The following is a 22,597-nucleotide window of genomic DNA, read 5'->3' as shown; positions in this document are numbered from 1 at the left end:
AAAAACATAACAGCCTAACAATTGTAGATGAATAGTTCATAATAAAAATGCTTTTCTAAAATAAGAAATGGGTTAATGGTTACAAATAATTTTGAATCAGGGTATCTCAAAAATAGTAAAAAATAAATCGACTTTTATAAAAAATGATTAAATCAGGTATTTATACCTGCTTTAATCATTCTATTGTTTCCAAAATAGTCTTTTTTCAATTCAATATTTTTAAATCCTTTTTCTACTAACATTGCAACCGTTTCTGTACTTAAATATTGGTTTATTTCAAAAAACAACAAACCATCTTTAGTGAGGTGTTTTTTTGCTAAATCGGCTATTTTTTTATAGAAAATTAATGGGTTTTTATCATCAACAAATAATGCAAGATGAGGTTCGTTTTCTAAAACATTATTTTTAATTTCTACTTTCTCTAATTCTCGAACGTAAGGAGGATTGGAAATAATAATATTGAATTGTTGAGGTAGTTTTTTTGCCTCTAAAATATCTAGTTCATTAAAATCTATTTCTACATTATTTAGAACAGCATTTCGTTTGGCTATCTTTAAAGCTTCCGAAGAAATGTCTACTGCAGAAATTGTTACGTTTTCTAAATTTTTTGCTAAAGAAATAGGAATACAGCCAGTTCCAGTTCCAATATCTAAAATATTTAGTTTATTGTTACTTAATTTTTTACTCTCAAGCAAAGCCCATGCTACTAATTCCTCTGTTTCTGGTCTTGGTATTAGTGTGTTTTTATCAACAAAAAAGCGCAAACCATAAAATTCTGTTTTACCTAGAATATATTGTAGAGGTTCTTCTTTTTGAAGTCTTTTAGTAATGTTTTTTAATTCTGATAAATATTGATCTGTAATTAAGAAATCTGGTTTTATAACGGTATCAATTCTTTGTAGTTGAAATTTATCTTCAACAAGAATAAAGAAAAAACTTTCTATTTCTGTTTGTGGATATATGTCTGAAAGTTCTTCAGAAAAAAATATTTTAAATTCTTTTAAAGTCATAAAATTACAATAATGGACTTAAAAATCTTGCCAAACGTTCTAACGTTTTTTGTTTGTTAGATCGGTTTAAAAAATCTTCTAAATCTATTTTATTAGCCAACTCTTTTCTTTCTTTAAATTCCTCTATAATCTCTGAAGTCACTTTTTTATCATAAATGATGGCATTTAATTCATAGTTATGTTCAAAACTTCTACAATCGAAGTTTGTGGAACCAACAGATGCAATTTCTTCATCAATAAAAATAACTTTACTATGAGAGAAATCATCTCTTAAATAAATTTCTACACCAGCTTTTAATAAAGTTTCAAAATAGGAATACATACCATAAGTAGCTATTTTAGAATCGGTAATTTTTGGTAATAATAAAGTAACTTTTACACCACTTAAAGCAGCAATTTTAAAAGCTTCTAGAATAGGAAATGTAGGTATAAAATAAGGATTTAGTACACAAATACTTTTTTCAGCAAGGTTTATAAAGCTTAAATATTGTTGCATTACTACAGATTGATCGTAATCTGGTCCACTAGAAACTATCTGTATTTTTGTATCTCCTTCAGCATCAAAATTTTCTGTATATTTTTTATCGTTACTTAAATCTTTGTTGGTTGCATAGTAAAAATCTTTCAGAAAAGATTTGTGGATACTTGTAACAGCAGAACCTTTGACCTGTATATGTGTGTCTTGCCAAATACCTAAATTTGTGTCTTCTGTTATATATTCATCAGAAATATTAACACCTCCAGTAAAACCAATTTTGTTATCTATAACTGCAATTTTTCTATGATTTCTAAAATTTAATGAGAAAATGAAACTTCCAAATTTAAATGGAGTTTCTGGATATATTTCAACACCAATATCTGTTAATTCTTGTTTTGTTTTTTTCTTTAAATTATAGCTTCCAAAAGAATCGTACAAGATTCTTACTTCTACATTTTGTTTTCTTTTTTCTTTAAGAAGTTCTATTATTTTAGATAGTATTTCTCCATTTTCTATAATGTAATATTGTAAATGGATAAATTTTTCAGCATTTTTAATGGCTTTAAATAATGCTTCAAAAGTATCTTCGCCATTTTTTAATAGCACTACATTGTTTCCAAGTTCTAATGGAATATGGGTGTTGTTATAAATTAAGTTCGATATTTTTGTGGCTTTCGAACTAGATAGTTCAGTTATATTTTTATTCTCTTTTTTGTTGAAATTACTCTTAATGTAGTTTTTTCTTTTTTTGGTTTCTTTCAGTTCGAAATATTTTATTTTTCTTCGATTAATTCCGAATAAAATAAAAGCAAAAGCTCCAATAAAAGGGAAAAAGAACGTAATTAAAATCCAACTTAAAGATTTAGAAGGTTTTACGCCAAAATATAAAATGTTATAAAATGCCCAACCAAATAGAGTTAAATGAACAAGTAAGAGAATGTAGTATATCAAAATTTATAGTTCTTTTAGCATCCAAACGTTACAAGAATAATGACCAGTGTTTCCCATTGGTTTATTTAAATCGGTAAATCCATTTTTATTATAAAGTTTTTTGGCGGCATTCATATATGGCATGGTTTCTAAATAACAACTTTCAAACCCAACTTTTTTTGCTTCTTTAAGACAGGTGGAAATTAGTTTAGAACCCAGTCCTTTACCTCTTGCAATTGGTAAGAAATACATTTTTTGAAGCTCACAAATATTACCTTCAAAATTGTCTAATTGAGCAATTCCTGCTCCACCAACAACTTTACCTTTGTGTTCTACAACAAAATAAAAAGAGGTCGATTTCTGAAAATTTTCAAACATGGTATCAGTAGCTTTATCTTCATAAGCCGTACCAATTTTTGGTGCGCCCATTTCTAAAATAACACTTCTTATAACTTTGGATAGTCCCAAATTGTCTTCTGGTTTTATTTCCCTAATGATAAAATCTTCCATTGTCATTTATTACTGTATTTTTGCAAGAGCAAGTTACCTAAATTTTAATTTTTTTTGATGAAAAGAGTAGTATATTTTTTAGTTTTATTTTTTTTGATAACAAGTTGTTCTGTTCAAAAAGAGCCCGTTTTTATAAAAGTGGATAATGTAAAAATTTTAAGTTTTGCTTCGGATACAATAAAATTACAAGCAAACGCTTTTTTCGAAAACCCAAATGATGTTAGTGGTAAAATTTTTACAGATGAAATAAAGATTTTTGTAAACGAAACAGAAGTTGCACAAGTTTTTTCTGAAGAATTTAAAGTACCTGCCAGAAACGAATTTTCTATTCCGCTAATTGCGCATATTCCTACTAAAAAGTTTTTAAATACTGATAAAAATGGTGTTTTAGGAGGTTTGTTGAATTCTTTAATAACAAACAAGGTAAATGTTAGAATTAAAGGGAATCTAGAGTATGTAGTTTTTGGTTTTAAAAGAGAGTTTTTGGTTGATAAAACACAAGAATTAAAAATTAAATTTTAAGCTATCAAACACGAAATCTACATAAAGCGTTGTTTGCAAATTGCTAAAAACGGACTTGGATCTGCAAGACCAAATCCTTCTGTAGGCGCAGTAATTGTGTATAAAAATAAAATTATTGGAGAAGGTTTTACATCATCCTATGGCGGAAATCATGCAGAAGTAAATGCTGTAAATTCTGTAATTAACAAAACCCTTTTAAAAGAAGCTACAATATATGTAACATTAGAACCTTGTGCGCATTTTGGTAAAACGCCACCTTGTGCAGATTTGTTGGTAAAACACAAGTTTAAAAGAGTGGTAATAGGTTGTGTAGACACTAATAGTTTGGTTGCTGGAAAAGGAATTGAACGTTTAAAAAACGCTAATATCGATGTTGTTGTTGGTGTTTTAGAAGATGAATGTAAAGAACATCACAAACGATTTTTTACAGTTCAAAATAATAAAAGACCATTTATTGTTTTAAAATGGGCAGAAACTAAAGATGGTTTTGTGGCTCCAGAAAGTAAAAATGAACAAAAACCTGTTTTTATTTCTAATAAATATTCTCAACAATTAGTACATAAATTACGAAGTAAAGAGCATGCAATTTTAGTGGGTACAAATACGGTTTTGGCAGACAATCCAAAATTGAATGTTAGAAGTTGGTTTGGAGAAAACCCAATTAGAATTGTTTTAGATAGTAGTTTAAGGATTGCAAATAATGCAAATATTTTAGATGGAAGTGTAAAAACGATTGTAATTACTAAAGAGAGAAAAGAGAATTTAAAGCCAAGAGAAAATGTAATTTTCGAAGAAATTAGTTTCTCTAAAAATGTTGCCCAACAAATTTGTAAAGTTTTACAAAAACACAACCTTCAATCTGTAATTGTAGAAGGAGGAACACAAACATTACAAACCTTTGTAGATGAAAATTTGTGGGATGAAGCTTTGGTTTTTATTGGAGATAATAATTTTGAAAAAGGAGTAAAAGCTCCAGTTTTTAATGGGAAATTTTCTTCCGAAGAATACATTAAAAACGATGTTTTAAAAATATATAAGAATGATTAAGAATATAATTTTCGATTTTGGAGATATTTTTATCAACCTAGATAAAGAGGCAACTTACAAAGAAATGGCAAAGTTAGGTGTTACAGAAATCTCTGAAGATATGGTTGCTGTGTATCATCAATATGAAAAAGGATTGATTTCTACAGATGAGTTTATTAGTTTTTACGATGAGAAATTCCCAAATATTAAACGAGAAGAATTGGTTTTTGCTTGGAATGCTATTTTGTTAGATTTTCCTAAAAAGAGATTAGAGTTTTTAAAAGAATTATCTGAAAGTAAAAAATACAGATTATTTTTATTGAGCAACACAAATGATTTACATATCTCTTGGATTCAAGGTAATTGGGGAATGGAATTGTATAATGAATTTAAAGGTTATTTCGAACAGTTTTATTTATCTCATGAAATCAATTTTAGAAAACCAGATACAGAAATCTATGAATTTGTTTTAACTGAAAACAATCTAAAAGCAGAAGAAACATTGTTTGTAGATGATTTGGAGATAAATACAATTGCTGCACAAGAATTGGGTATTAAAACTTGGAATTTAATTCCTGGTGAAGAAGATGTTGTAGAATTATTCACTAAAAATAAGCTCTAATTTTGATTTTTCTTCTATTAAGTATTCTGTTTTCCACAGGGTTATTCATTATTTTTAAATACTTTGGAGTTTACAAGGTTGATGTTTTAAAAGCAATTTGTGTTAATTACATTGTTGCTTTTTCATTAGGTTTTCTTTTGGCAGAAAGAAAGATACCAATTACTGAAATTTACCTAGAACCATGGTTTTATGGCGCGTTAATTTTAGGAACTCTGTTTGTTTGTGTATTTTTTGTAATGGCAATGACAGCTCAAAAAAACGGAGTTTCAGTTACTTCAATCGCAGGTAAAATGTCTGTGGTGGTTCCTGTTTTTTTCGGAATAGTTTTATATAATGAATCTGTTACTTTCTTAAAAATAGTAGGAATTGTTATTGCATTAATTGCGGTGTATTTGTCTTCCGTTAAAAAAGAAAAATCAGAAAACAATGGAACTTTATTATTCCCCATTTTACTATTTTTAGGGTCAGGAATTATAGATACGTTGTTAAAATACATTCAAACAAATCATGTTGCAGACCAAGATATTTCAATATTTTCAGGAAGTTTATTTGGTATTGCTGCCATTGTTGGATTTACAATTTTAGGAATAAGAACCCTAAAGAAACCAGCAGCTTTTGGTTTAAAGAATATTATTGCAGGAATTGTTTTAGGTGTTCCTAATTATTTTTCAATCATATTTTTAATAAAAGCATTACAAAATAAAAATTTTGAAAGTTCTACTTTATTTACAGTAAATAATGTGGGCATTGTAGTGGTATCAACTTTAGTTGGTTTGTTGTTGTTCAAAGAAAAATTTAGTTTAAAAAATAAATTTGGAGTTGCATTGGCTATTTTAGGAATTGTATTAGTTACAATCGCATAAATGAAAGAAGACGTCTACAAAACAATAGAAAAACCATCTAAAGAAACTCTTTTTAAAGAGAAAGGAAGCAAGTTCTTTGGCTATGCTTTTCCTGTTTTAACTGAAGATGATGTAAAAGATTGTATTGAAGAATTAAAGAAAAAACACCACTCTGCACGTCATTTTTGTTATGCGTATCAAATAGGAATTGAAAATATAAAATATAGAGCAAATGATGATGGAGAGCCTAATAATTCTGCAGGTTTGCCAATTTATGGACAAATTCAATCTTTTGAAGTTACCAATATTTTAATTGTTTCTGTTCGTTATTTTGGAGGAACTAAATTAGGAGTTGGAGGTTTAATTTCTGCATATAAAAATTCAGCGCAATTGGCTTTAGAAGCTTCAAATATTCTAGAAAAAACAATTGATGTACATTATCAGCTAAAATTTAATTACGATTTAATGAATGCTGTACAAAGAATTATCAAAGAGAAAAATATAGATATCATCAACCAAAAATTAGAAATGGATTGTGAGTATATAATTTCTGTTCGTAAAAATGATGCTGAAGCAATTTTTAATGTTTTTGATAATTTGTATAAGGTGGAAGTGAAGGAGTTGGAGTAAAATTAAATTAGATTCTTCTTATAATTTTAGATAACTTCGTAAGTAACAGCTAAAAGACAGGTTATTAAAAAGAAATTATTCATTAGAGCCGAACAATTCAAAACCCAATAAAAATGAAAGTTACTGCCGAAAAAAATGAAAAGGTTGCCAATATGATATTTGCATCCATTTATCCACTTTACCTTAATCGTCTAGAAAAAAATGGAAGAACAAAGGAAGAGCTCAATAAAGTAATTAAATGGTTCACTGGTTTTGATCAAGATACTTTACAAGTACTTATAGATGAAAAAGTAACTTTTAAAACTTTTTTTCAAAAAGCTAAAATACATCCAAATGCACATATGATTAAAGGAGTCGTATGTGGTTATAGAATTGAAGAAATTGAGGATGAATTTGAATTGTATAAACAATGTAGACGTATGGAAAAGCTAATTGATGAATTGGCAAAAGGTCGTAAAATGGAAAAAATTTTACGAGAAGAAAAAAAGTAGAAACTGTTACTAACAATTCTTAAACAACATTGAAACTTAGTTAAGAATTTGTTAGAGAAACTTCTTTAATACCCCAAACCTTTCAATAAATAATCAGGACATCTTGTTGGTTTCATGGTTTTAGAATTCATAAAAGCCAAAACTGTATTTCCTGTACAGATTAATTCGTCATTTTGATTTTTAATTTCGTAATCGAATTCAATTTTAACCATTGGCTCTTTTTTCAGAAAAGTATGTATGGTTAAAACGTCGTCATACAAGGCAGATTTTATAAAATTACATTTTAATGAAATTACTGGTAGCATTATTCCGCTGATTTCCATATCTTTGTAAGTAACTCCTAAAGAACGTAACCATTCTGTTCTACCGAGCTCAAAAAATTGCGCGTAGTTTCCATGATAGACAACGCCCATTTGGTCGGTTTCAGAATACCGAATTCTAGTTTTTGTTGATGCTTTTTTCAATTGTTATAGACAAAATTTATTTCAGCATTTTACGTAAAAAATAGTTAATAATCAATAGCAAATTGATTTTTTTATACTGAATTTTATTCACACTTTTGTATAACCAAAAAAAGCGGCATAAAACTTCGTTTTTTAAATCAAATAATAACCCAAAATAGTACCCTCGATAACAAATGACTGTAACTGCTGACTCGGTTTGGAATGAATGTTTGTCTTTTATAAAAGACAATATAAAACCCCAAGCTTATAAAACTTGGTTTGAGCCAATCAAACCCGTAAAACTTTCAGGAGAAGCGTTAACTATACAAGTACCTAGTAAATTTTTTTACGAATGGTTAGAGGAACATTATATTAAGTTATTAAGAGTTGCATTAGTAAGACAATTAGGTAATGACGCCAAATTGATTTACGATGTTAAAATGGAAAACAATTACAGCAGTAATAGACCGCAAATTGTTAAAATTCCTAGTTCTAATAGAGATCCATTAAAACCACAAAGAGTTACTGTTCCTTTAGAGTCTAATAAAAGAGAATTAAGAAACCCGTTTATTATTCCAGGTTTACAGAAAGTAAAAATAGAATCTCAATTAAATCCTAATTACAATTTTGTAAACTTTATTGAAGGAGATTCTAATAGATTAGCACGTTCTGCAAGTATGGCAGTTGCTAACAAACCAGGAGGAACCTCTTTTAACCCATTATTAATTTATGGTGGAGTTGGTTTGGGTAAAACACATTTAGCACATGCTATAGGTGTAGATATTAAAGATAAATATCCAGATAAAACAGTTTTATATATTTCTTCGGAAAAATTTACACAACAGTTTATAGATTCTGTAAAGTCAAATACAAGAAATGATTTTATTCATTTCTATCAAATGATAGATGTGTTAATTATTGATGATGTTCAGTTTCTTTCAGGAAAAGCTGGAACGCAAGATGTGTTTTTTCACATATTTAACCATTTACATCAAAATGGAAAGCAGGTTATTTTAACTTCGGATAAAGCACCTGTAGACATGCAAGATATAGAACAGCGTTTATTATCTCGTTTTAAATGGGGATTATCAGCAGAACTACAAGCGCCAGATTATGAAACTAGAATTTCAATTCTACAAAATAAACTGTACAGAGATGGTGTAGAAATGCCAGAAGACATTGTAGAATATATTGCAAAGAATATAAAATCTAATGTTAGAGAGTTAGAAGGTGTAATTATTTCTATGATTGCTCAAGCTTCTTTTAATAGAAGAGAATTCTCTTTAGAATTGGCAAAACAAATTGTAGATAAGTTTGTTAAGAACACTAAAAAGGAAGTTTCTATAGATTACATTCAGAAAGAAGTTTCTAAATATTTCGATATGGATGTTGCTACTTTACAGTCTAAAACGCGTAAACGTCATATTGTACAAGCAAGACAATTGGCAATGTTTTTTGCCAAGAGATTAACTAAGACTTCTTTAGCAAGTATTGGAAATCAAATAGGGCAAAGAGATCATGCAACTGTATTACACGCTTGTAAAACTGTAGATAATCTTACAGAAACTGACAAGCAGTTTAGAAAATATGTAGACGACTTAACTAAAAAGTTAACGTTCTAAAAATTCTTATAATTTTATGAAAAAAGTACTAATGGTTTGTTTGGGGAACATTTGTCGTTCACCATTAGCCGAAGGTATTTTACAATCTAAAGTGAATCCAAAACAAGTTTTTGTAGATTCTGCTGGAACTGCAGCATATCATGTTGGTAATTTACCTGATGTTCGCTCTATTGAAGTTGCAAATAAATACGGAATTGACATCACCAATCAAAGAGCAAGAAAATTTACTGTAAAAGATTTTGATGAGTTTGATTATATTTATGCAATGGATGATAGTAATTATCAGAATATTTTAATGCTATCTAGAAACAATAATGATAGTAATAAAGTAAAAATGATTTTAAACGAAACTCATCCTGCTGAAAATTTATCAGTTCCAGATCCATACTATGGTGGAAGAGATGGTTTCGAAAATGTGTATAATATGTTAGATGAAGCTTGTTTAATAATTTCAAAAAAAATATAAAATGATTGGTAAACTCTATTTAATTCCCACAACTTTAGGAGATACAGAACCTTTAGAGGTAATGCCTTTATCTGTTAAAAAAGTAGTAGAGCAAATAGATTATTATATTGTAGAAAATGAGAAATCTGCAAGAAGGTTTATCAAAAAAATATCACCTAAAAAACCACAACCATCTTTGCAATTAATGTTGTTAGACAAATATGCAGAGGAAATGGAAACAAGAAGATATTTAGATGTTTGTAAAGAAGGATTAAATGTTGGTTTGCTTTCTGAAGCAGGAGTTCCTGCAGTTGCAGATCCTGGGGCTAGTATTGTAAAATTGGCACATGAAAATAATATACAAGTAGTTCCATTGGTTGGTCCAAGTTCTATTTTAATGGCAATGATGAGTTCTGGAATGAATGGTCAGAATTTTGCTTTTAATGGATATTTACCTATTGATAAAGGAGAAAGAAAAAAAGCAATTAAAGATTTAGAGAAGTTGTCTAAAGATAAAAATCAATCACAAATTTTTATTGAAACTCCTTATAGAAATGAGAAAATGCTTGCTGATTTAAAAGCAACTTTAGCACCAGCAACAAATTTGTGTATAGCAGCAGATATAACTTTATCTTCTGAATATATTAAAACAATGTCTGTACAAGATTGGAAACATCAACAGCCAGATTTACATAAAAAACCAGCTATTTTTATTATTCACAAAGAATAATAAAACTTATACTTTTGCTGTTCTATCTGCCACAATATTAGAAACATCATAACCACCAAACTTTTTTAAGTAAGATTTTATAGAAGCTCCATAAGCATCAGAAAATCCTTGAGAACCATTGCTTCGCAAGAATTTTTTAACATTTCCTGCACCACTTAAATGTGCAGCTGCTAAAATACCAGATTCAGTAATTTTAATTCCGTTTATGGTTTTACCAACAGAACGTTTGATGTCTTTTCTTAAAATCCATTTATTTACTTTACACAAAGCAATAAATGCTTTTTCTTGTAATTCTGGATTTCTTAAAAAAGCTTCAGTATTATAAATTTTAAATCTGTGTAATGTTGTTCTTCCAAATTGGTACTTTCCTAAATAACCTAAAGTATTTACAACTCTATACTTTCCTTGAGATTCTTTAAAAGCTAAAGCTTCTTTAAAACCAACAAAATCTTTTTGTAAATATGGAATGTTGTAATTAATGTTTTTAGGGAATGAAACTGATTTTTCAGAATTCTTTTTTATGCCAATAGAAGTTGCATTGGCAAACACTAAAATAATTCCGAATAAGAGTAAAAACTTTTTGATAAAAATAATCTTTCTGTTTTGCGAGTGCAAAATTACAACCAATTTTAAAACTACTGATAATCAATATGTTAAAATTTACTAAAAATATAGATAATGAAACTTTATCTTTCCTTTGGTATTGATTTCAAGCGTTGGAGCAGGAATTTTTATGAAATTAACAACAGAAAATAACGATTTAAGAAATTTAGATTTTGTTTTAATCTTTACTAAATCGATGTCGAGACTCAAATAAAATTGTCTGTAAGGATCTTGTTGTATTAAATTTGAAGGTTTTGTTTCTCCATACAACATGCCATCTGCTCCGTAACCAACTGCAATATTTAGCCATTTTGGAAAATTACTTTCTTTATTAAAAGACCAAATGTTTGCAGAAAGCCAATAAGTCTGTCCGTTATAATCTTTTAAAGCTTGTTGAATGTAGTTTTCTCCTAATGTATTAGGTCTTTGTTTGGCAAATTCTGTTTGATGAAAAGAGTATTTTACAGTAATTCTTTGTTCGTTCCATAATAGTTCTTGTCCAACTAATAAGCCTGTTCCAGCAGCATTTGCTAGAATATCTCCAGAAGAAGCTCCCCATTCTTTAGAGAAACCATCTAAAACTTCAACGGCGGTTAGAAATGCAAAACCATAGGTAGCACCATATATTAATTGGTTTTTTTTAGAAACACCTGCCCAATCTAAAACTTCCATTCCTACTTTTCCAACATAGTAAGAAGTCATAAAATGACCAATTTTATCCATTTGTTTCCATTCTGCGTTATCATTTGTAAAATGAAAACCGGATCTTTCGTAATCTTTATACCAAAGTTCATTTAACGCTAATAAGGTTCCACCAGCTAAAATACTTTCTGTAATAATTACTGCGTTTCTTCTCTTCTTATTGAGTGTGTCAGATTTTTTTAAAAATGAAGAATCTTGAGCGCATAATTTTAATGAGCAAAATATTATTATAAAAAAAAGGGTTGTTTTTTTGTAATTCAAATCAAATTTCAAGTATTGTTGCGGCTTCTAAATTATCTATTTACCCCTTGGCTATTTAACCATCTATGATATTTTGAAGCATTTCTATTATGTTGAGAAAGTGTTTTTGCAAATGCATGATATCCTAATTTATCTACATTAACACACATATAATAGTAGTTGTGTTTAGCAGCATTTAAAACACCATCTATTGCAGAAATATCTGGCATAGCAATTAAAGTAGGAGGTAAGCCTCTATTTAAATATGTGTTATATGGTGAGTTTATTTTTAAATCTGCAGTTAACACTCTTTTTACAACATAATCTTGTCCCTTAACTTCTTTAACACAGTAAATTATTGTTGGGTCTGCTTGTAAAGGCATTCCTTTTTTAAGACGATTTAAGTACAAACCTGCAACAATTGGTCTTTCTACATTTTGTGCAGTTTCTTTTTGAACAATAGATGCTAAAGTAATTACTTCATCTTTAGATAAATTTAAAGCTCTCGCTTTTTTCAATCTACTTTCATTCCAAAATCTTTTGTAGGCAACCAACATTTTTGTTCTGAATTTTTCTGGTGAAACTGTCCAATAAAATTCATACGTATTTGGGATAAATATCTGTAAAACAGATTTTTCTGTTAAGTTATTCTCTTCTAAAAAAGCTTTATTTGTAAAAGATGTAATTAAAGAAATTGAATCTGCTTCTATTTGTTCTGCAATTCTACCAGCAAATTTCTCTAATGTATCTTGGTTGTTAAAAGAGATTTTTAAAGGGGTTTGTCTACCACTTCGTAACATATTTACAAGATCGTTATTAGACATTCCTTCTTTTAAAACATATCTACCAACTTTAGGTTTAGAGAAGTTTTTTTTAGCTGAAACCCATAAAAAAGTTTCTGGACTTTTAGAGTAATCTTGTATTTTCTTCTTTACATCCACTAAATTGTCTGTAGATAATACAAATAGAACTTGGTCTTTTGTAATTGCTTTACCGAATATTTTCTGATAATAATTGTAACCTAAAATTCCAGCAATTAATAAAATGGCTGAAAGAATGTATAATACTTTTTTGTTCAATTGTAAATGTTTTAAGAGATTGTAAAGTTACTATTTTATCAATTGTAATAATATCTCATTTTTAAATTTTCCTTCAGATAAAATCCAGTCTTTTTTTACGCCAACTTTTTTAAAATTATGCTTTGTAAAAAGAGAAATACTTTTCAAATTATCATCAGTAATATTTGCAAATAGTTGATGCAAATCTAAATGGGTAAAAGAATAACTTATTAATAAGGATAATGCTTCTGTAGCAAATCCTTTTTTTTGAAAATCTGGATGAATTAAAATACCAATTCCAGCTCTTTTATGTTGTGGATTAAAGTCGAATAAATCTATTGTGCCAATAGTCTTATCAGAAGTTTTTTCTTCGATTATTAAACGTAATTGTTTTGCCTCAAAAATATCTAAATGCGCATTTTCTAAATATTGTTTCAGTACATATTTAGAAAACGGAGTTTGTGTATGACTTACTTCCCAAAAAGATTCGTTGTTTTCTATTTGATATAGAAATTCTAAATCTTCTGGTTCTAATGCTCTTAAATTTATTTTATCTCCTTTTAATGTATGCATTAAATATCTATAGTTCCATTAAATACAAAAGTAGCTGGTCCTTTTAAGAAGACATTTTTATAAATGCCATTTTCTTCAGTAAAAGAAACCTCTAATTTACCACCTTCAACCGGTAAAGAAATTAAATTACTACTAGTTTTATTTGTTTTATGCATTGCAATAGCAACAGCAGTTACTCCAGTTCCACAAGCTAATGTTTCATCTTCTACTCCTTTTTCATAAGTTCTAACTCTAAAAGTTGTATCATTTATTTGCTGAACAAAATTCACATTACTTCCAGGGTTATCGTATGAATATCTTATTTTTTTTCCATTATCAAAAACTGGGTAGTTTTCTAAATCGGTTACCAATTCTACATGATGTTGTGTTCCCGTATAAGCAAAAACGGAATTTTCTTTTACTATTATTTCACTAACATCTATCATTTGTAAAGAAATAATATTGTTTTCAATTTCAGCAAAATGTTCACCATCAAAAGCTAAAAATGTAGTTTTATTATCAACTAATCCTAATTTTTTAGCAAATGCAACTGCACACCTTCCTCCATTTCCACAGAAAGTTTCACTTCCATCCGCATTAAAATAAATCATTTTAAAATCGAAATTTTCATCATTTTCGATTAAGATAATTCCGTCTGCACCTATACCAAAATGTCTGTCACATATTTGTGAAATTATGTCAGTATTTTCTTTTGGAAAGATTTTTGTTCTGTTATCTACCATAACAAAATCGTTTCCTGTTCCTTGAAATTTATAAAAGTCTATTTTCATTAGCACAAATATAAGTATTTCAAAGACAAAAATGGAGTGTTAAAAAGCGGTTAAAGTCCGTTAAAAACAAGTTAAACAGATTTTGTGAATATGTTAAAATTGTATATTTGATTAATTAAAAAAATGTAAAGATTATGAAGAAATTTTTTGGTTTTCTAGGAATGGCAGTTTTAGGAGGAGCACTTACTTTAGGTGGTTACAAAATGCTATTTAATGAAGAAGTAGTTGTTGAAAAAACAATTCAACAGCCTTTGCAAACAATTACAGCAAGTTATAATCCAGCTTTAGAAAGGGCAAATACCGCGGCAAATACGGTAGATTTTACTGTGGCTGCAGAAAATACTGTACATGCAGTTGTACATGTAAAAAATACTGCAATAAGAACACAAACAAATCCTTGGGCAGAATTGTTTTACGGTAATGGAAGTGGTTCTAGAAAATATGAACAAGTTGGTACAGGAAGTGGAGTTATAATCTCTGCAGACGGATATATCATTACAAACAATCATGTAATAGATAATGCTACTAACCTTCAAATAACATTAAACAATCAAAAAAAATATCCTGCAGAATTAATAGGTACAGATCCTAATAATGATATTGCTTTATTAAAGATTGATGCAGATTTCGATTTGCCATATATTCCTTTTGCTAATTCAGATTCTGTAAAAATAGGAGAGTGGGTTTTAGCGGTTGGAAATCCTTATAATTTAACATCTACTGTAACAGCAGGTATAGTTTCTGCTAAAGGAAGAGATTTAGAAGGAAATAGAAATATTGAATCTTTTATTCAAACGGATGCAGCTGTAAATCCAGGAAACAGTGGAGGAGCATTGGTAAACACTCGTGGAGAATTGGTTGGAATTAACACGGCAATTTCTTCTAAAACAGGTTCTTTTATTGGATATTCTTTTGCTGTTCCTTCTAATATTGCAAAGAAAATTATTGACGATATTTTAGAGTTTGGTAAAGTACAACAAGCAATTTTAGGAATAAATGTAGATACAAGTTACCAAGAAGAAGGTGTAAAAGTTGCAGGAGTTGTTGAAGAAACAGAGAACAGAAAAAAGTCTGGTTTAAGAAAAGGAGATATTATTAAGAGAATTAATAATGTAAAAATTTCTAAATTCTCGGAATTAAAAGGGCAATTAACTGCAAAAAGACCAGGAGAATTTGTAGACGTAACTGTAGATAGAGATGGAGAAATTTTGGTAGAGAAAATAAAACTATCAAAATCTATAGAACGATACATATCATCAGTTTTTCAATGGGAATTACAAGACCTTACCAAAAAAGAATTAAAGAAGAAAGATATTAGCAATGGTGTTAAAATTATAAGGACAGGAAAAGATGAACAAGAAAATAATTTAAAAAACTATATTGTTACTAAAATAAATGGTAAAAACGTTAGTAACGCAAGTGAAACCGCAAAATTACTAGATAATTTAGTAGCTAATAATTATAGAGTAACTGTAGAGATGCTTAATTTAAACGGAGAAGTAGAGCGTTTTATTTACAGATAAAATTAATTACAATTATTTTAAAAATCCTGATATTTTATCAGGATTTTTTTATTTACGAAAATTTTACGAAATCGATTTCGTATTCTAAAAAAAATAAATACTTTTGCCGAAAATTTTAACTATTTAGTTACACAACTATGTCAACAATTATTAATTACAACGAAGAAGTATTATCGCAAGCTCAAACAAGAAGAGCAACTGTAGAGTTTATCAATATCGTAAATGATTTATGGTACGATAAATCTATAGAACTTGTTTTATTTAGAAATCCTTTAGTAGATAAAAGAGCAAGTGAAGTTTTAAAATTAATAGATTACGCTAGTGAGTTTGTTAGCAAACCAATTACAATTATTGATGCTTTGGATATTGCTAAAGCAATTAAACAATTAGATTTACCATCTTCTAAATTAGACATTGGTAAATTAGCTTATGAGTGTTACTTGAATCCAAAACATTCAGAAGATAAAGTTGCTTTCGTTCAAAAGAAATTAAAAAATGCAACAGAAGCTAAAAACATTCAGCCAAAAGATGTTGTTTTATATGGTTTTGGTAGAATAGGTAGATTGTTAGCTAGAGAGTTAATGACTAAAATGGGTAAGGGTTCGCAATTAAGGTTAAGAGCAATTGTAACTCGTGGAGAAATTAACCAAACTGTTTTAGAAAAAAGAGCTTCTTTATTAAGTATAGATTCTGTTCATGGAGATTTTCTAGGAACTGTAAAAACAGATGTAGAAAATAACGCATTAGTTATTAACGGAACTACGGTTCATATGATTTCAGCTAACAATCCAGAGGATATAGACTATACAAAATACGGAATTAACGATGCATTAATTATCGATAATACTGGAGCATTTAGAGACAAAGAAGCCTTAAGCAGACATTTAGAATCTAAAGGAGCAAGTAAAGTTTTGTTCACAGCGCCAGGAAAAGGTATTCCTAATATTGTTCATGGAGTAAATCATAAACAACACAATCCAGACAAAGTAGATATTTTCTCTGCAGCCTCTTGTACAACTAATGCAATTACTCCAATTTTAAAGGTTTTAGAAGATAATTACGGAATTAAAAAAGGGCATTTAGAAACGATACACGCATATACAAACGACCAAAATTTGGTAGACAATATGCACAGTAAATATAGAAGAGGAAGAGCAGCAGCTTTAAATATGGTAATTACAGAAACTGGTGCAGGAGCAGCTGTAGCAAAAGCATTACCAGCATTAGCAGGAAAACTGACTTCCAATGCTATTAGAGTTCCAGTTCCAAACGGATCTTTAGCAATTTTAAGTTTACAATTACGAACAAAAGTTACCAAAGAAACTGTAAATGCAATAATGAAACAAAACGCTTTAGAAGGCGATTTAGTAGAGCAAATTAAATACTCAATAGATAATGAGTTAGTTTCTTCAGATATTATTGGTACAACAGCACCATCAATTTTCGATAGTAAAGCAACTATTACAGATGGAGATTCTATTGTAGTTTATGTATGGTATGATAATGAATATGGATATTCTCATCAAGTAATTCGTTTGGCAAAACACATAGCTAAAGTTAGAAGATTTACGTATTATTAAAATACTCTTGATTGCAAATTCATTCAAGTAAAATTGAATGTAAAAATCCGATGCATTTTTGTATCGGGTTTTATTCTATATTTTTTTTTGAAGCTATTTCCAGCTTTCACTACTCGCTTTTTTTATTCTAAAAAGAATAAAAAAGAGCTCAAACAGGCCGTTCAATCTGGGCTAAACTTGTTTGCTAACTTTTAATTTAAGAGAAATCTATTCTTCCTCAAAAAAGGCAATATTAGCATCAAATTCTGGTTTCAAAAATTCTTCTTTACTCATAAAATATTCAGAAGTAATTAATCTGTAAGAATCACCTTTTTTCTGTAATTCCCAAATAACATCATTAGCTTCCTCAAAAGCTTCATCAGCATTTAATTGATTTCCGAATAAACGAATCACAACATTATGACTATCTAAACTTTTAGCAATACATTTTAAAGCGATTTCTTTCGTAATATTTTCATCGGCATTAGCCTTTGGAGTAATATCAAAATTTACAATTGTTGCTTTTGTGTTTGGAAATGTTCCATTATAAGCCTTGTATAATAATTGATTGATATTAAAAAGTTGTTGGTGTAATTCTATTTTAGGATATTCTTCAGAAATCTTATCAACTAACATTTCATGAGAAATAGAATCAATTTGCCCTTCATTTAAATGGTCAGACAATTTATAATCCAACACAATTGCGGCGGCTTCATTAGTTTCAAAATCTGCGATTGCCATAAAGAGTAATTCTCTTAATTCTTTAATATCAGTACTTTCTGCATTTGGGAAATCGAAACGTTCTAAAAGTTCTTTATAATCTTCGATATTCCAAGAATTTTCAAGTTCGTCAACTGTAGAAATTTTATGTATTTTTATAGCGTATTTCATTTTTTTAATTCATTTTTGAATGAATATATAGTATACGAAATTTCAACACCAAAAACAAGTTTTTTTAGATATAATATGACGGTTTTAGAAAGAATACAATTACTTCGTGACGAATTAAATAATCACAACTATAATTATTATGTGTTAGATAATGCAACAATTTCTGACTTCGATTTTGATATAAAACTAAAAGAATTAGAAAAGTTAGAAATAGAAAATCCAGAATTTTTCGATTCAAACTCACCAACACAAAGAGTAGGAGGAGCCATCACCAAAAACTTCGAAACTGTAACACATAAAAACAGAATGTATTCTTTAGACAACTCGTACTCGAAAGAAGATTTGTTAGATTGGGAAAAACGAGTCCAAAAAGGATTAGGAAGAGAAGATCTAGAATATACTTGCGAACTAAAATTCGATGGAGCTTCCATAAACTTAACTTACGAAAATGGAAAATTCATAAAAGCAGTTACTAGAGGAGATGGTTTTCAAGGAGATAATGTTACTGCAAACGTAAAAACAATTCGTTCCATTCCATTAAATATAAAATCAGATTTTGTCAGTAACTTTCAAATGCGAGGAGAAATTATTTTACCATTAAACGGTTTCAATAAAATGAATGAAGAACGCGTTGCAAATGGCGAAGAAGAATATAGAAATCCAAGAAACACTGCAAGTGGAAGTTTAAAATTGCAAGACAGTGCAGAAGTTGCAAAAAGACCTTTAGATTGTTTATTGTATCAAGTGGTAACAGAAGAACGCAAATACAAAACCCATTTTGAAATTTTAGAAAATGCCAGAAATGTAGGTTTTAAAGTTCCAAAAACAATCACTTTAGCTAAATCAATAGACAAAGTTTTCGATTTTGTAAATCATTGGGATAAAAAACGCCACGATTTACCTTACGAAACAGATGGCGTAGTTATAAAAGTGAATAATTTACAGCAACAAGAAGAGTTAGGTTACACATCAAAAGCTCCAAGATGGGCAATTGCCTATAAATTTAAAGCAGAACAAGTTTCTACAGTTTTAAATGAAATTACATATCAAGTTGGTAGAACTGGTGCAATTACGCCTGTTGCAAATTTAGAACCAGTTCAATTGGCAGGAACTACAGTAAAACGTGCTTCTTTACACAATGCAGATCAGATTGCGAAATTAGATATTCGAGAAAATGACACCGTTTTTGTTGAAAAAGGTGGAGAAATTATCCCTAAAATAATAGCAGTAGATTTAACAAAGCGTCCAACTGATTCTCAACCAACAATGTATGCAACCAATTGCCCAGAATGTAATACAGCATTGGTAAGAACAGAAGGCGATGCAAAACATTATTGCCCAAATGAATTTGGTTGTGCTCCTCAAATTACGGGAAGAATCCAACATTTCATCAGCAGAAAAGCTATGGATATTGATGGTTTAGGTGGCGAAACAGTAGATTTATTAAGAAAAGAAGGTCTCATTCAGAATTATGCAGATTTATACGATTTAAAAGTGGAGCAAGTAATTCCATTAGAAAGAATGGCAGAAAAATCTGCTCAAAATATGATTGCAGGAATCGAAAAGTCAAAAGAAATTCCTTTCGAAAAAGTATTATTTGCACTCGGAATTCGTTTTGTCGGAGAAACAGTTGCTAAAAAATTAGCAAAACATTTCAAATCTATCGACAATTTAATGACTGCAACTTTCGAAGAATTAGTAAGTGTCGATGAAATTGGAGATAGAATTGCACAAAGTATTGTAGATTTTTCAAACGATTTGGGTAATATTCAATTAATAGATCGTTTAAAAGTATATGGAGTTCAATTAGAAGTTTCCGCAGAAAGTTTAGAAAACCAAACTAATAAGTTAGAAGGACAAGTTTTTGTTGTTTCAGGCGTATTCCATCAAATGAGTAGAAACGAACTCAAAAAAGCAATTGAAGATAATGGCGGAAAAGTAAGTTCATCAATATCTAAAAAGACAAATTTTATTGTTGCAGGTGATAATATGGGCCCAAGTAAACTTACAAAAGCACAAGATTTAGGTATTTCAATTATTTCCGAACAAGATTTTATAGATAAAATCAGTTAGAAACATGTTTTGGTATCTAATTTGCATAGATTATTTATAAAATCAATACCCAATAACCCAATTTTAGTTGGTAAAAAGTTAAAATGCTAAAAAAAATACTATACATATATATAATGTCTATTTCATTTCTCACTTTTTCACAAAAGAGAGAAGTAGATTCTTTGCCTAAAAACTTAGAAGATTATATTTTAGTTAAACCAGGAGATTCAGTTGTTGTTCAATTAAACGAATTTTCCTTACTACCAAAACATAAGTTTAATTCAAGAGAAGATGTGCGCTATTATTTATGGTTTCGCAGAAAAGTTTACAAAGCTTATCCATTTGCGCAATTAGCATCACAAAGATTAGATTCTTTAAATGCCAGATTGCAGAGAATAGAATCTAAAAGTAAAAGAAGAAGGTATACAAGACTCGTTCAAAAATATATAGAAGGCGAATTTACAGATCAGATAAAGAAAATGACCACCACAGAAGGTCGCATTCTTATTAAATTAATTCATCGCCAAACAGGTAAAACAGCTTTCGAGAACATTAGACAATTAAGAAGTGGTTGGAAAGCCTTTTGGTATAACACAACAGCCAACATATTTAAACTTTCTCTTAAAACAGAATACCATCCAGAAACCTTAAACGAAGACTTCTTAATTGAAGATGTTTTACAACGAGCATTTCAAGAAGACAAGTTAGAAAAACAAAAAACAAAACTTAATTTCGATTTTTCCAAGATCATTGTAGAAAGAAAAGCAGAAATTAATGTAGAAGAATATAAATTGATGTTTGCAAAAATGAGAAAGAAGGGCAAAGTAAGAACTAAAGCAAAGGATCAAAATTAAATTTTCTTGGGTGTTACCTTTTTTTTTATAGAAGATTTATCTCCAAATAAGAGTTAGTACAATAAAAAAGGTCGGGCTTTACACTATATCTTTTTGCTGAAAAAGCAAAAAGGATGCCGTTTCAATCCCTAACACAGGCATGCATATATAATGTATAGAGTAATAAAAGAGAAGAATTATCATTTATAAAGGTATATTCCACACTTCTTTTTATATTTTCAAGACTTATATATATTAAAAACAAGACCCATATTTAAAAATTATATAAATAAGTGTAATTAATTCCATCCAAATAGTTCAATCTTTTGAGTTCATTTAAGAGTTAAAAGGTGTTAGATTTGGTTATAATTTACGGTTATGAGTTTTATATGATAAAAGTATTAAAAAAGGTCAAAAAAACTTTCGATTATAACCTTCGTATTTTCAATGAATTATCTCGGTCAAAAAATAAATTTAAAAAGAATTTAAAATAATAGTTGTGAGATTAGAAATGAGTTGTATATTTGCACCCGCTAACGGAAATATGAGTATGTTAGTTTAGTTCATTGAGATGTTGTTTTAGCTTTATTGACTGGGTTAGGAGAGGTGTTTTTAGTTTCATTTTTAGTGATAAAAAAAAATTAAAAAAAATCAAATTTTAATTAGGTTGGTAAATAAAAAACATTGTATCTTTGCCGTCCGATTTATCGGGGAATAAAGTTCAGTTTTTTAGGGGTTAAAAAAAATTAAAAAATTTATTTATTTTTTGCTTGTCAATTCAAAAATAAGTTTTAGATTTGCACCCGCTAACTGAAACAGCAAATACGATCACAGAAATTTTGGAATAATAGTTACGATAATTATTAGTTAGTTCAAGTCTAACATTTCTACAAATTAGGATTTAAAACGATTGTGAAAGCAAGAGTGCGATACCCTAAAAGTTCATTGAAAATATTGAAATTGACAGCGTAAACAAAGAGTAGAATAACCACATTAGTAAAATAATGTAAATTCTTTTGAAACTTATTCATTAACATATTTAAAATATACAATGAAGAGTTTGATCCTGGCTCAGGATGAACGCTAGCGGCAGGCTTAACACATGCAAGTCGAGGGGTAACAGGAGTGCTTGCACTCGCTGACGACCGGCGCACGGGTGCGTAACGCGTATAGAACCTACCTTTTACAGAGGAATAGCCTTTAGAAATGAAGATTAATGCCTCATAGTATTGCGACTCGGCATCGAGATGTAATTAAAGATTTATCGGTAAAAGATGGCTATGCGTCCTATTAGTTAGTTGGTAAGGTAACGGCTTACCAAGACATCGATAGGTAGGGGTCCTGAGAGGGAGATCCCCCACACTGGTACTGAGACACGGACCAGACTCCTACGGGAGGCAGCAGTGAGGAATATTGGGCAATGGAGGCAACTCTGACCCAGCCATGCCGCGTGCAGGAAGACGGCCCTATGGGTTGTAAACTGCTTTTATAC

The 22,597-nt window shown here is 29.3% G+C and carries 23 protein-coding genes and 1 rRNA gene (1 of these 24 only partly in view); 14 read left to right on the top strand and 10 right to left on the bottom strand.

Going from position 1 to position 22,597, the window contains the following annotated elements; genetic code table 11:
- Window positions 1-152: 152 nt before the first annotated feature.
- The 3 genes from prmC to H9W90_RS06770 are packed head-to-tail and all read right to left on the bottom strand — an operon-like array spanning window position 153 to window position 2,934.
- Complete coding sequence (gene prmC, locus H9W90_RS06780) at window positions 153-1,010, bottom strand: peptide chain release factor N(5)-glutamine methyltransferase (RefSeq protein ID WP_187483684.1); 858 nt, start codon at window positions 1,008-1,010, stop codon at window positions 153-155.
- Between the two features lie 4 nt (window positions 1,011-1,014).
- Complete coding sequence (cls, locus tag H9W90_RS06775; RefSeq protein ID WP_254712535.1) at window positions 1,015-2,439, bottom strand: cardiolipin synthase; 1,425 nt, start codon at window positions 2,437-2,439, stop codon at window positions 1,015-1,017.
- A gap of 3 nt (window positions 2,440-2,442) precedes the next feature.
- Entirely contained in the window at window positions 2,443-2,934 is a 492-nt protein-coding gene (locus H9W90_RS06770) for a GNAT family N-acetyltransferase (RefSeq protein WP_187483683.1), read from the bottom strand.
- A 51-nt stretch (window positions 2,935-2,985) separates the two neighbouring features.
- On the opposite strand from H9W90_RS06770, the gene H9W90_RS06765 reads away from it, so the two are divergent.
- From H9W90_RS06765 to H9W90_RS06740, 6 genes are all read left to right on the top strand, one after another.
- Complete coding sequence (locus H9W90_RS06765) at window positions 2,986-3,450, top strand: hypothetical protein (RefSeq protein WP_187483682.1); 465 nt, start codon at window positions 2,986-2,988, stop codon at window positions 3,448-3,450.
- A 33-nt stretch (window positions 3,451-3,483) separates the two neighbouring features.
- A complete protein-coding gene (gene ribD / locus H9W90_RS06760) occupies window positions 3,484-4,497 on the top strand; it encodes a bifunctional diaminohydroxyphosphoribosylaminopyrimidine deaminase/5-amino-6-(5-phosphoribosylamino)uracil reductase RibD (RefSeq protein WP_254712534.1) in 1,014 nt (337 codons plus the stop codon).
- Complete coding sequence (locus H9W90_RS06755) at window positions 4,490-5,098, top strand: HAD family hydrolase (protein ID WP_187483681.1); 609 nt, start codon at window positions 4,490-4,492, stop codon at window positions 5,096-5,098. Before ribD ends, H9W90_RS06755 begins: the two co-directional genes overlap by 8 nt.
- Window positions 5,099-5,100: 2 nt before the next feature.
- Window positions 5,101-5,961: an EamA family transporter gene (locus H9W90_RS06750; protein ID WP_187483680.1), complete on the top strand. Its 861-nt coding sequence runs from the start codon at window positions 5,101-5,103 to the stop codon at window positions 5,959-5,961.
- Window positions 5,962-6,570, top strand: coding sequence for an IMPACT family protein (locus H9W90_RS06745; RefSeq protein ID WP_187483679.1), 609 nt, complete (start codon window positions 5,962-5,964; stop codon window positions 6,568-6,570).
- 113 nt (window positions 6,571-6,683) lie between these two features.
- A complete protein-coding gene (locus tag H9W90_RS06740; protein WP_187483678.1) occupies window positions 6,684-7,061 on the top strand; it encodes a DUF2200 domain-containing protein in 378 nt (125 codons plus the stop codon).
- A gap of 65 nt (window positions 7,062-7,126) precedes the next feature.
- Here H9W90_RS06740 and H9W90_RS06735 read toward each other — a convergent pair whose 3' ends face one another.
- Window positions 7,127-7,525 carry an acyl-CoA thioesterase gene (locus tag H9W90_RS06735; protein ID WP_187483677.1) on the bottom strand — a complete coding sequence of 133 codons (399 nt, stop codon included), beginning with the start codon at window positions 7,523-7,525 and terminating at the stop codon, window positions 7,127-7,129.
- 173 nt (window positions 7,526-7,698) lie between these two features.
- On the opposite strand from H9W90_RS06735, the gene dnaA reads away from it, so the two are divergent.
- From dnaA to H9W90_RS06720, 3 genes are read left to right on the top strand one after another with little or no spacing between them, the layout of a single operon-like run.
- Complete coding sequence (gene dnaA, locus H9W90_RS06730; protein WP_187483676.1) at window positions 7,699-9,126, top strand: chromosomal replication initiator protein DnaA; 1,428 nt, start codon at window positions 7,699-7,701, stop codon at window positions 9,124-9,126.
- 16 nt (window positions 9,127-9,142) lie between these two features.
- Window positions 9,143-9,592 (top strand): low molecular weight protein-tyrosine-phosphatase, encoded by a 450-nt coding sequence (locus H9W90_RS06725; protein ID WP_187483675.1) that lies wholly within the window; start codon window positions 9,143-9,145, stop codon window positions 9,590-9,592.
- Window position 9,593: 1 nt separating this feature from the next.
- On the top strand, window positions 9,594-10,301 hold the full coding sequence (locus H9W90_RS06720) for an SAM-dependent methyltransferase (protein WP_187483674.1): 708 nt from the start codon (window positions 9,594-9,596) through the stop codon (window positions 10,299-10,301).
- 6 nt (window positions 10,302-10,307) lie between these two features.
- On the opposite strand, the gene H9W90_RS06715 is transcribed toward H9W90_RS06720, so the two are convergent.
- Genes H9W90_RS06715 through dapF form a run of 5 tightly spaced genes read right to left on the bottom strand, consistent with a single transcriptional unit; the run spans window position 10,308 to window position 14,247 of the window.
- Window positions 10,308-10,916 carry a peptidoglycan-binding protein LysM gene (locus H9W90_RS06715; RefSeq protein ID WP_187483673.1) on the bottom strand — a complete coding sequence of 203 codons (609 nt, stop codon included), beginning with the start codon at window positions 10,914-10,916 and terminating at the stop codon, window positions 10,308-10,310.
- 48 nt (window positions 10,917-10,964) lie between these two features.
- Window positions 10,965-11,867, bottom strand: a complete 903-nt coding sequence (locus tag H9W90_RS06710; protein WP_187483672.1) for a DUF2279 domain-containing protein — start codon at window positions 11,865-11,867, stop codon at window positions 10,965-10,967.
- Window positions 11,868-11,899: 32 nt separating this feature from the next.
- Entirely contained in the window at window positions 11,900-12,925 is a 1,026-nt protein-coding gene (gene mltG / locus H9W90_RS06705) for an endolytic transglycosylase MltG (protein WP_187483671.1), read from the bottom strand.
- A gap of 30 nt (window positions 12,926-12,955) precedes the next feature.
- On the bottom strand, window positions 12,956-13,477 hold the full coding sequence (locus tag H9W90_RS06700) for a GNAT family N-acetyltransferase (protein WP_187483670.1): 522 nt from the start codon (window positions 13,475-13,477) through the stop codon (window positions 12,956-12,958).
- Complete coding sequence (dapF, locus tag H9W90_RS06695) at window positions 13,477-14,247, bottom strand: diaminopimelate epimerase (RefSeq protein WP_187483669.1); 771 nt, start codon at window positions 14,245-14,247, stop codon at window positions 13,477-13,479. The genes H9W90_RS06700 and dapF overlap by 1 nt, the downstream gene beginning before the upstream one ends.
- A 134-nt stretch (window positions 14,248-14,381) precedes the next feature.
- Here dapF and H9W90_RS06690 point away from each other — a divergent pair, with 134 nt between their 5' ends.
- Together H9W90_RS06690 and H9W90_RS06685 are read left to right on the top strand one after the other, a co-directional pair.
- Complete coding sequence (locus H9W90_RS06690; protein WP_187483668.1) at window positions 14,382-15,770, top strand: S1C family serine protease; 1,389 nt, start codon at window positions 14,382-14,384, stop codon at window positions 15,768-15,770.
- A 137-nt stretch (window positions 15,771-15,907) separates the two neighbouring features.
- Window positions 15,908-17,350, top strand: a complete 1,443-nt coding sequence (locus H9W90_RS06685; protein WP_187483667.1) for a glyceraldehyde-3-phosphate dehydrogenase — start codon at window positions 15,908-15,910, stop codon at window positions 17,348-17,350.
- Between the two features lie 207 nt (window positions 17,351-17,557).
- Here H9W90_RS06685 and H9W90_RS06680 read toward each other — a convergent pair whose 3' ends face one another.
- Window positions 17,558-18,220 (bottom strand): hypothetical protein, encoded by a 663-nt coding sequence (locus H9W90_RS06680; RefSeq protein ID WP_187483666.1) that lies wholly within the window; start codon window positions 18,218-18,220, stop codon window positions 17,558-17,560.
- 75 nt (window positions 18,221-18,295) lie between these two features.
- Between H9W90_RS06680 and ligA the strand changes: the two genes are divergently transcribed.
- The 3 genes from ligA to H9W90_RS06665 all read left to right on the top strand — a co-directional run.
- A complete protein-coding gene (gene ligA, locus H9W90_RS06675) occupies window positions 18,296-20,293 on the top strand; it encodes an NAD-dependent DNA ligase LigA (RefSeq protein WP_187483665.1) in 1,998 nt (665 codons plus the stop codon).
- A 113-nt stretch (window positions 20,294-20,406) separates the two neighbouring features.
- Window positions 20,407-21,126, top strand: a complete 720-nt coding sequence (locus tag H9W90_RS06670; RefSeq protein WP_187483664.1) for a DUF4294 domain-containing protein — start codon at window positions 20,407-20,409, stop codon at window positions 21,124-21,126.
- A 1,027-nt stretch (window positions 21,127-22,153) separates the two neighbouring features.
- Window positions 22,154-22,597: ribosomal RNA gene (locus H9W90_RS06665) — 16S ribosomal RNA — on the top strand (it continues 1,076 nt past the right edge of the window).

This window comes from Polaribacter pectinis (genome assembly GCF_014352875.1).
In the GTDB taxonomy this organism is placed as follows: Bacteria; Bacteroidota; Bacteroidia; order Flavobacteriales; family Flavobacteriaceae; genus Polaribacter; species Polaribacter pectinis.
This window is presented reverse-complemented; position numbering and strand designations above follow the sequence as displayed.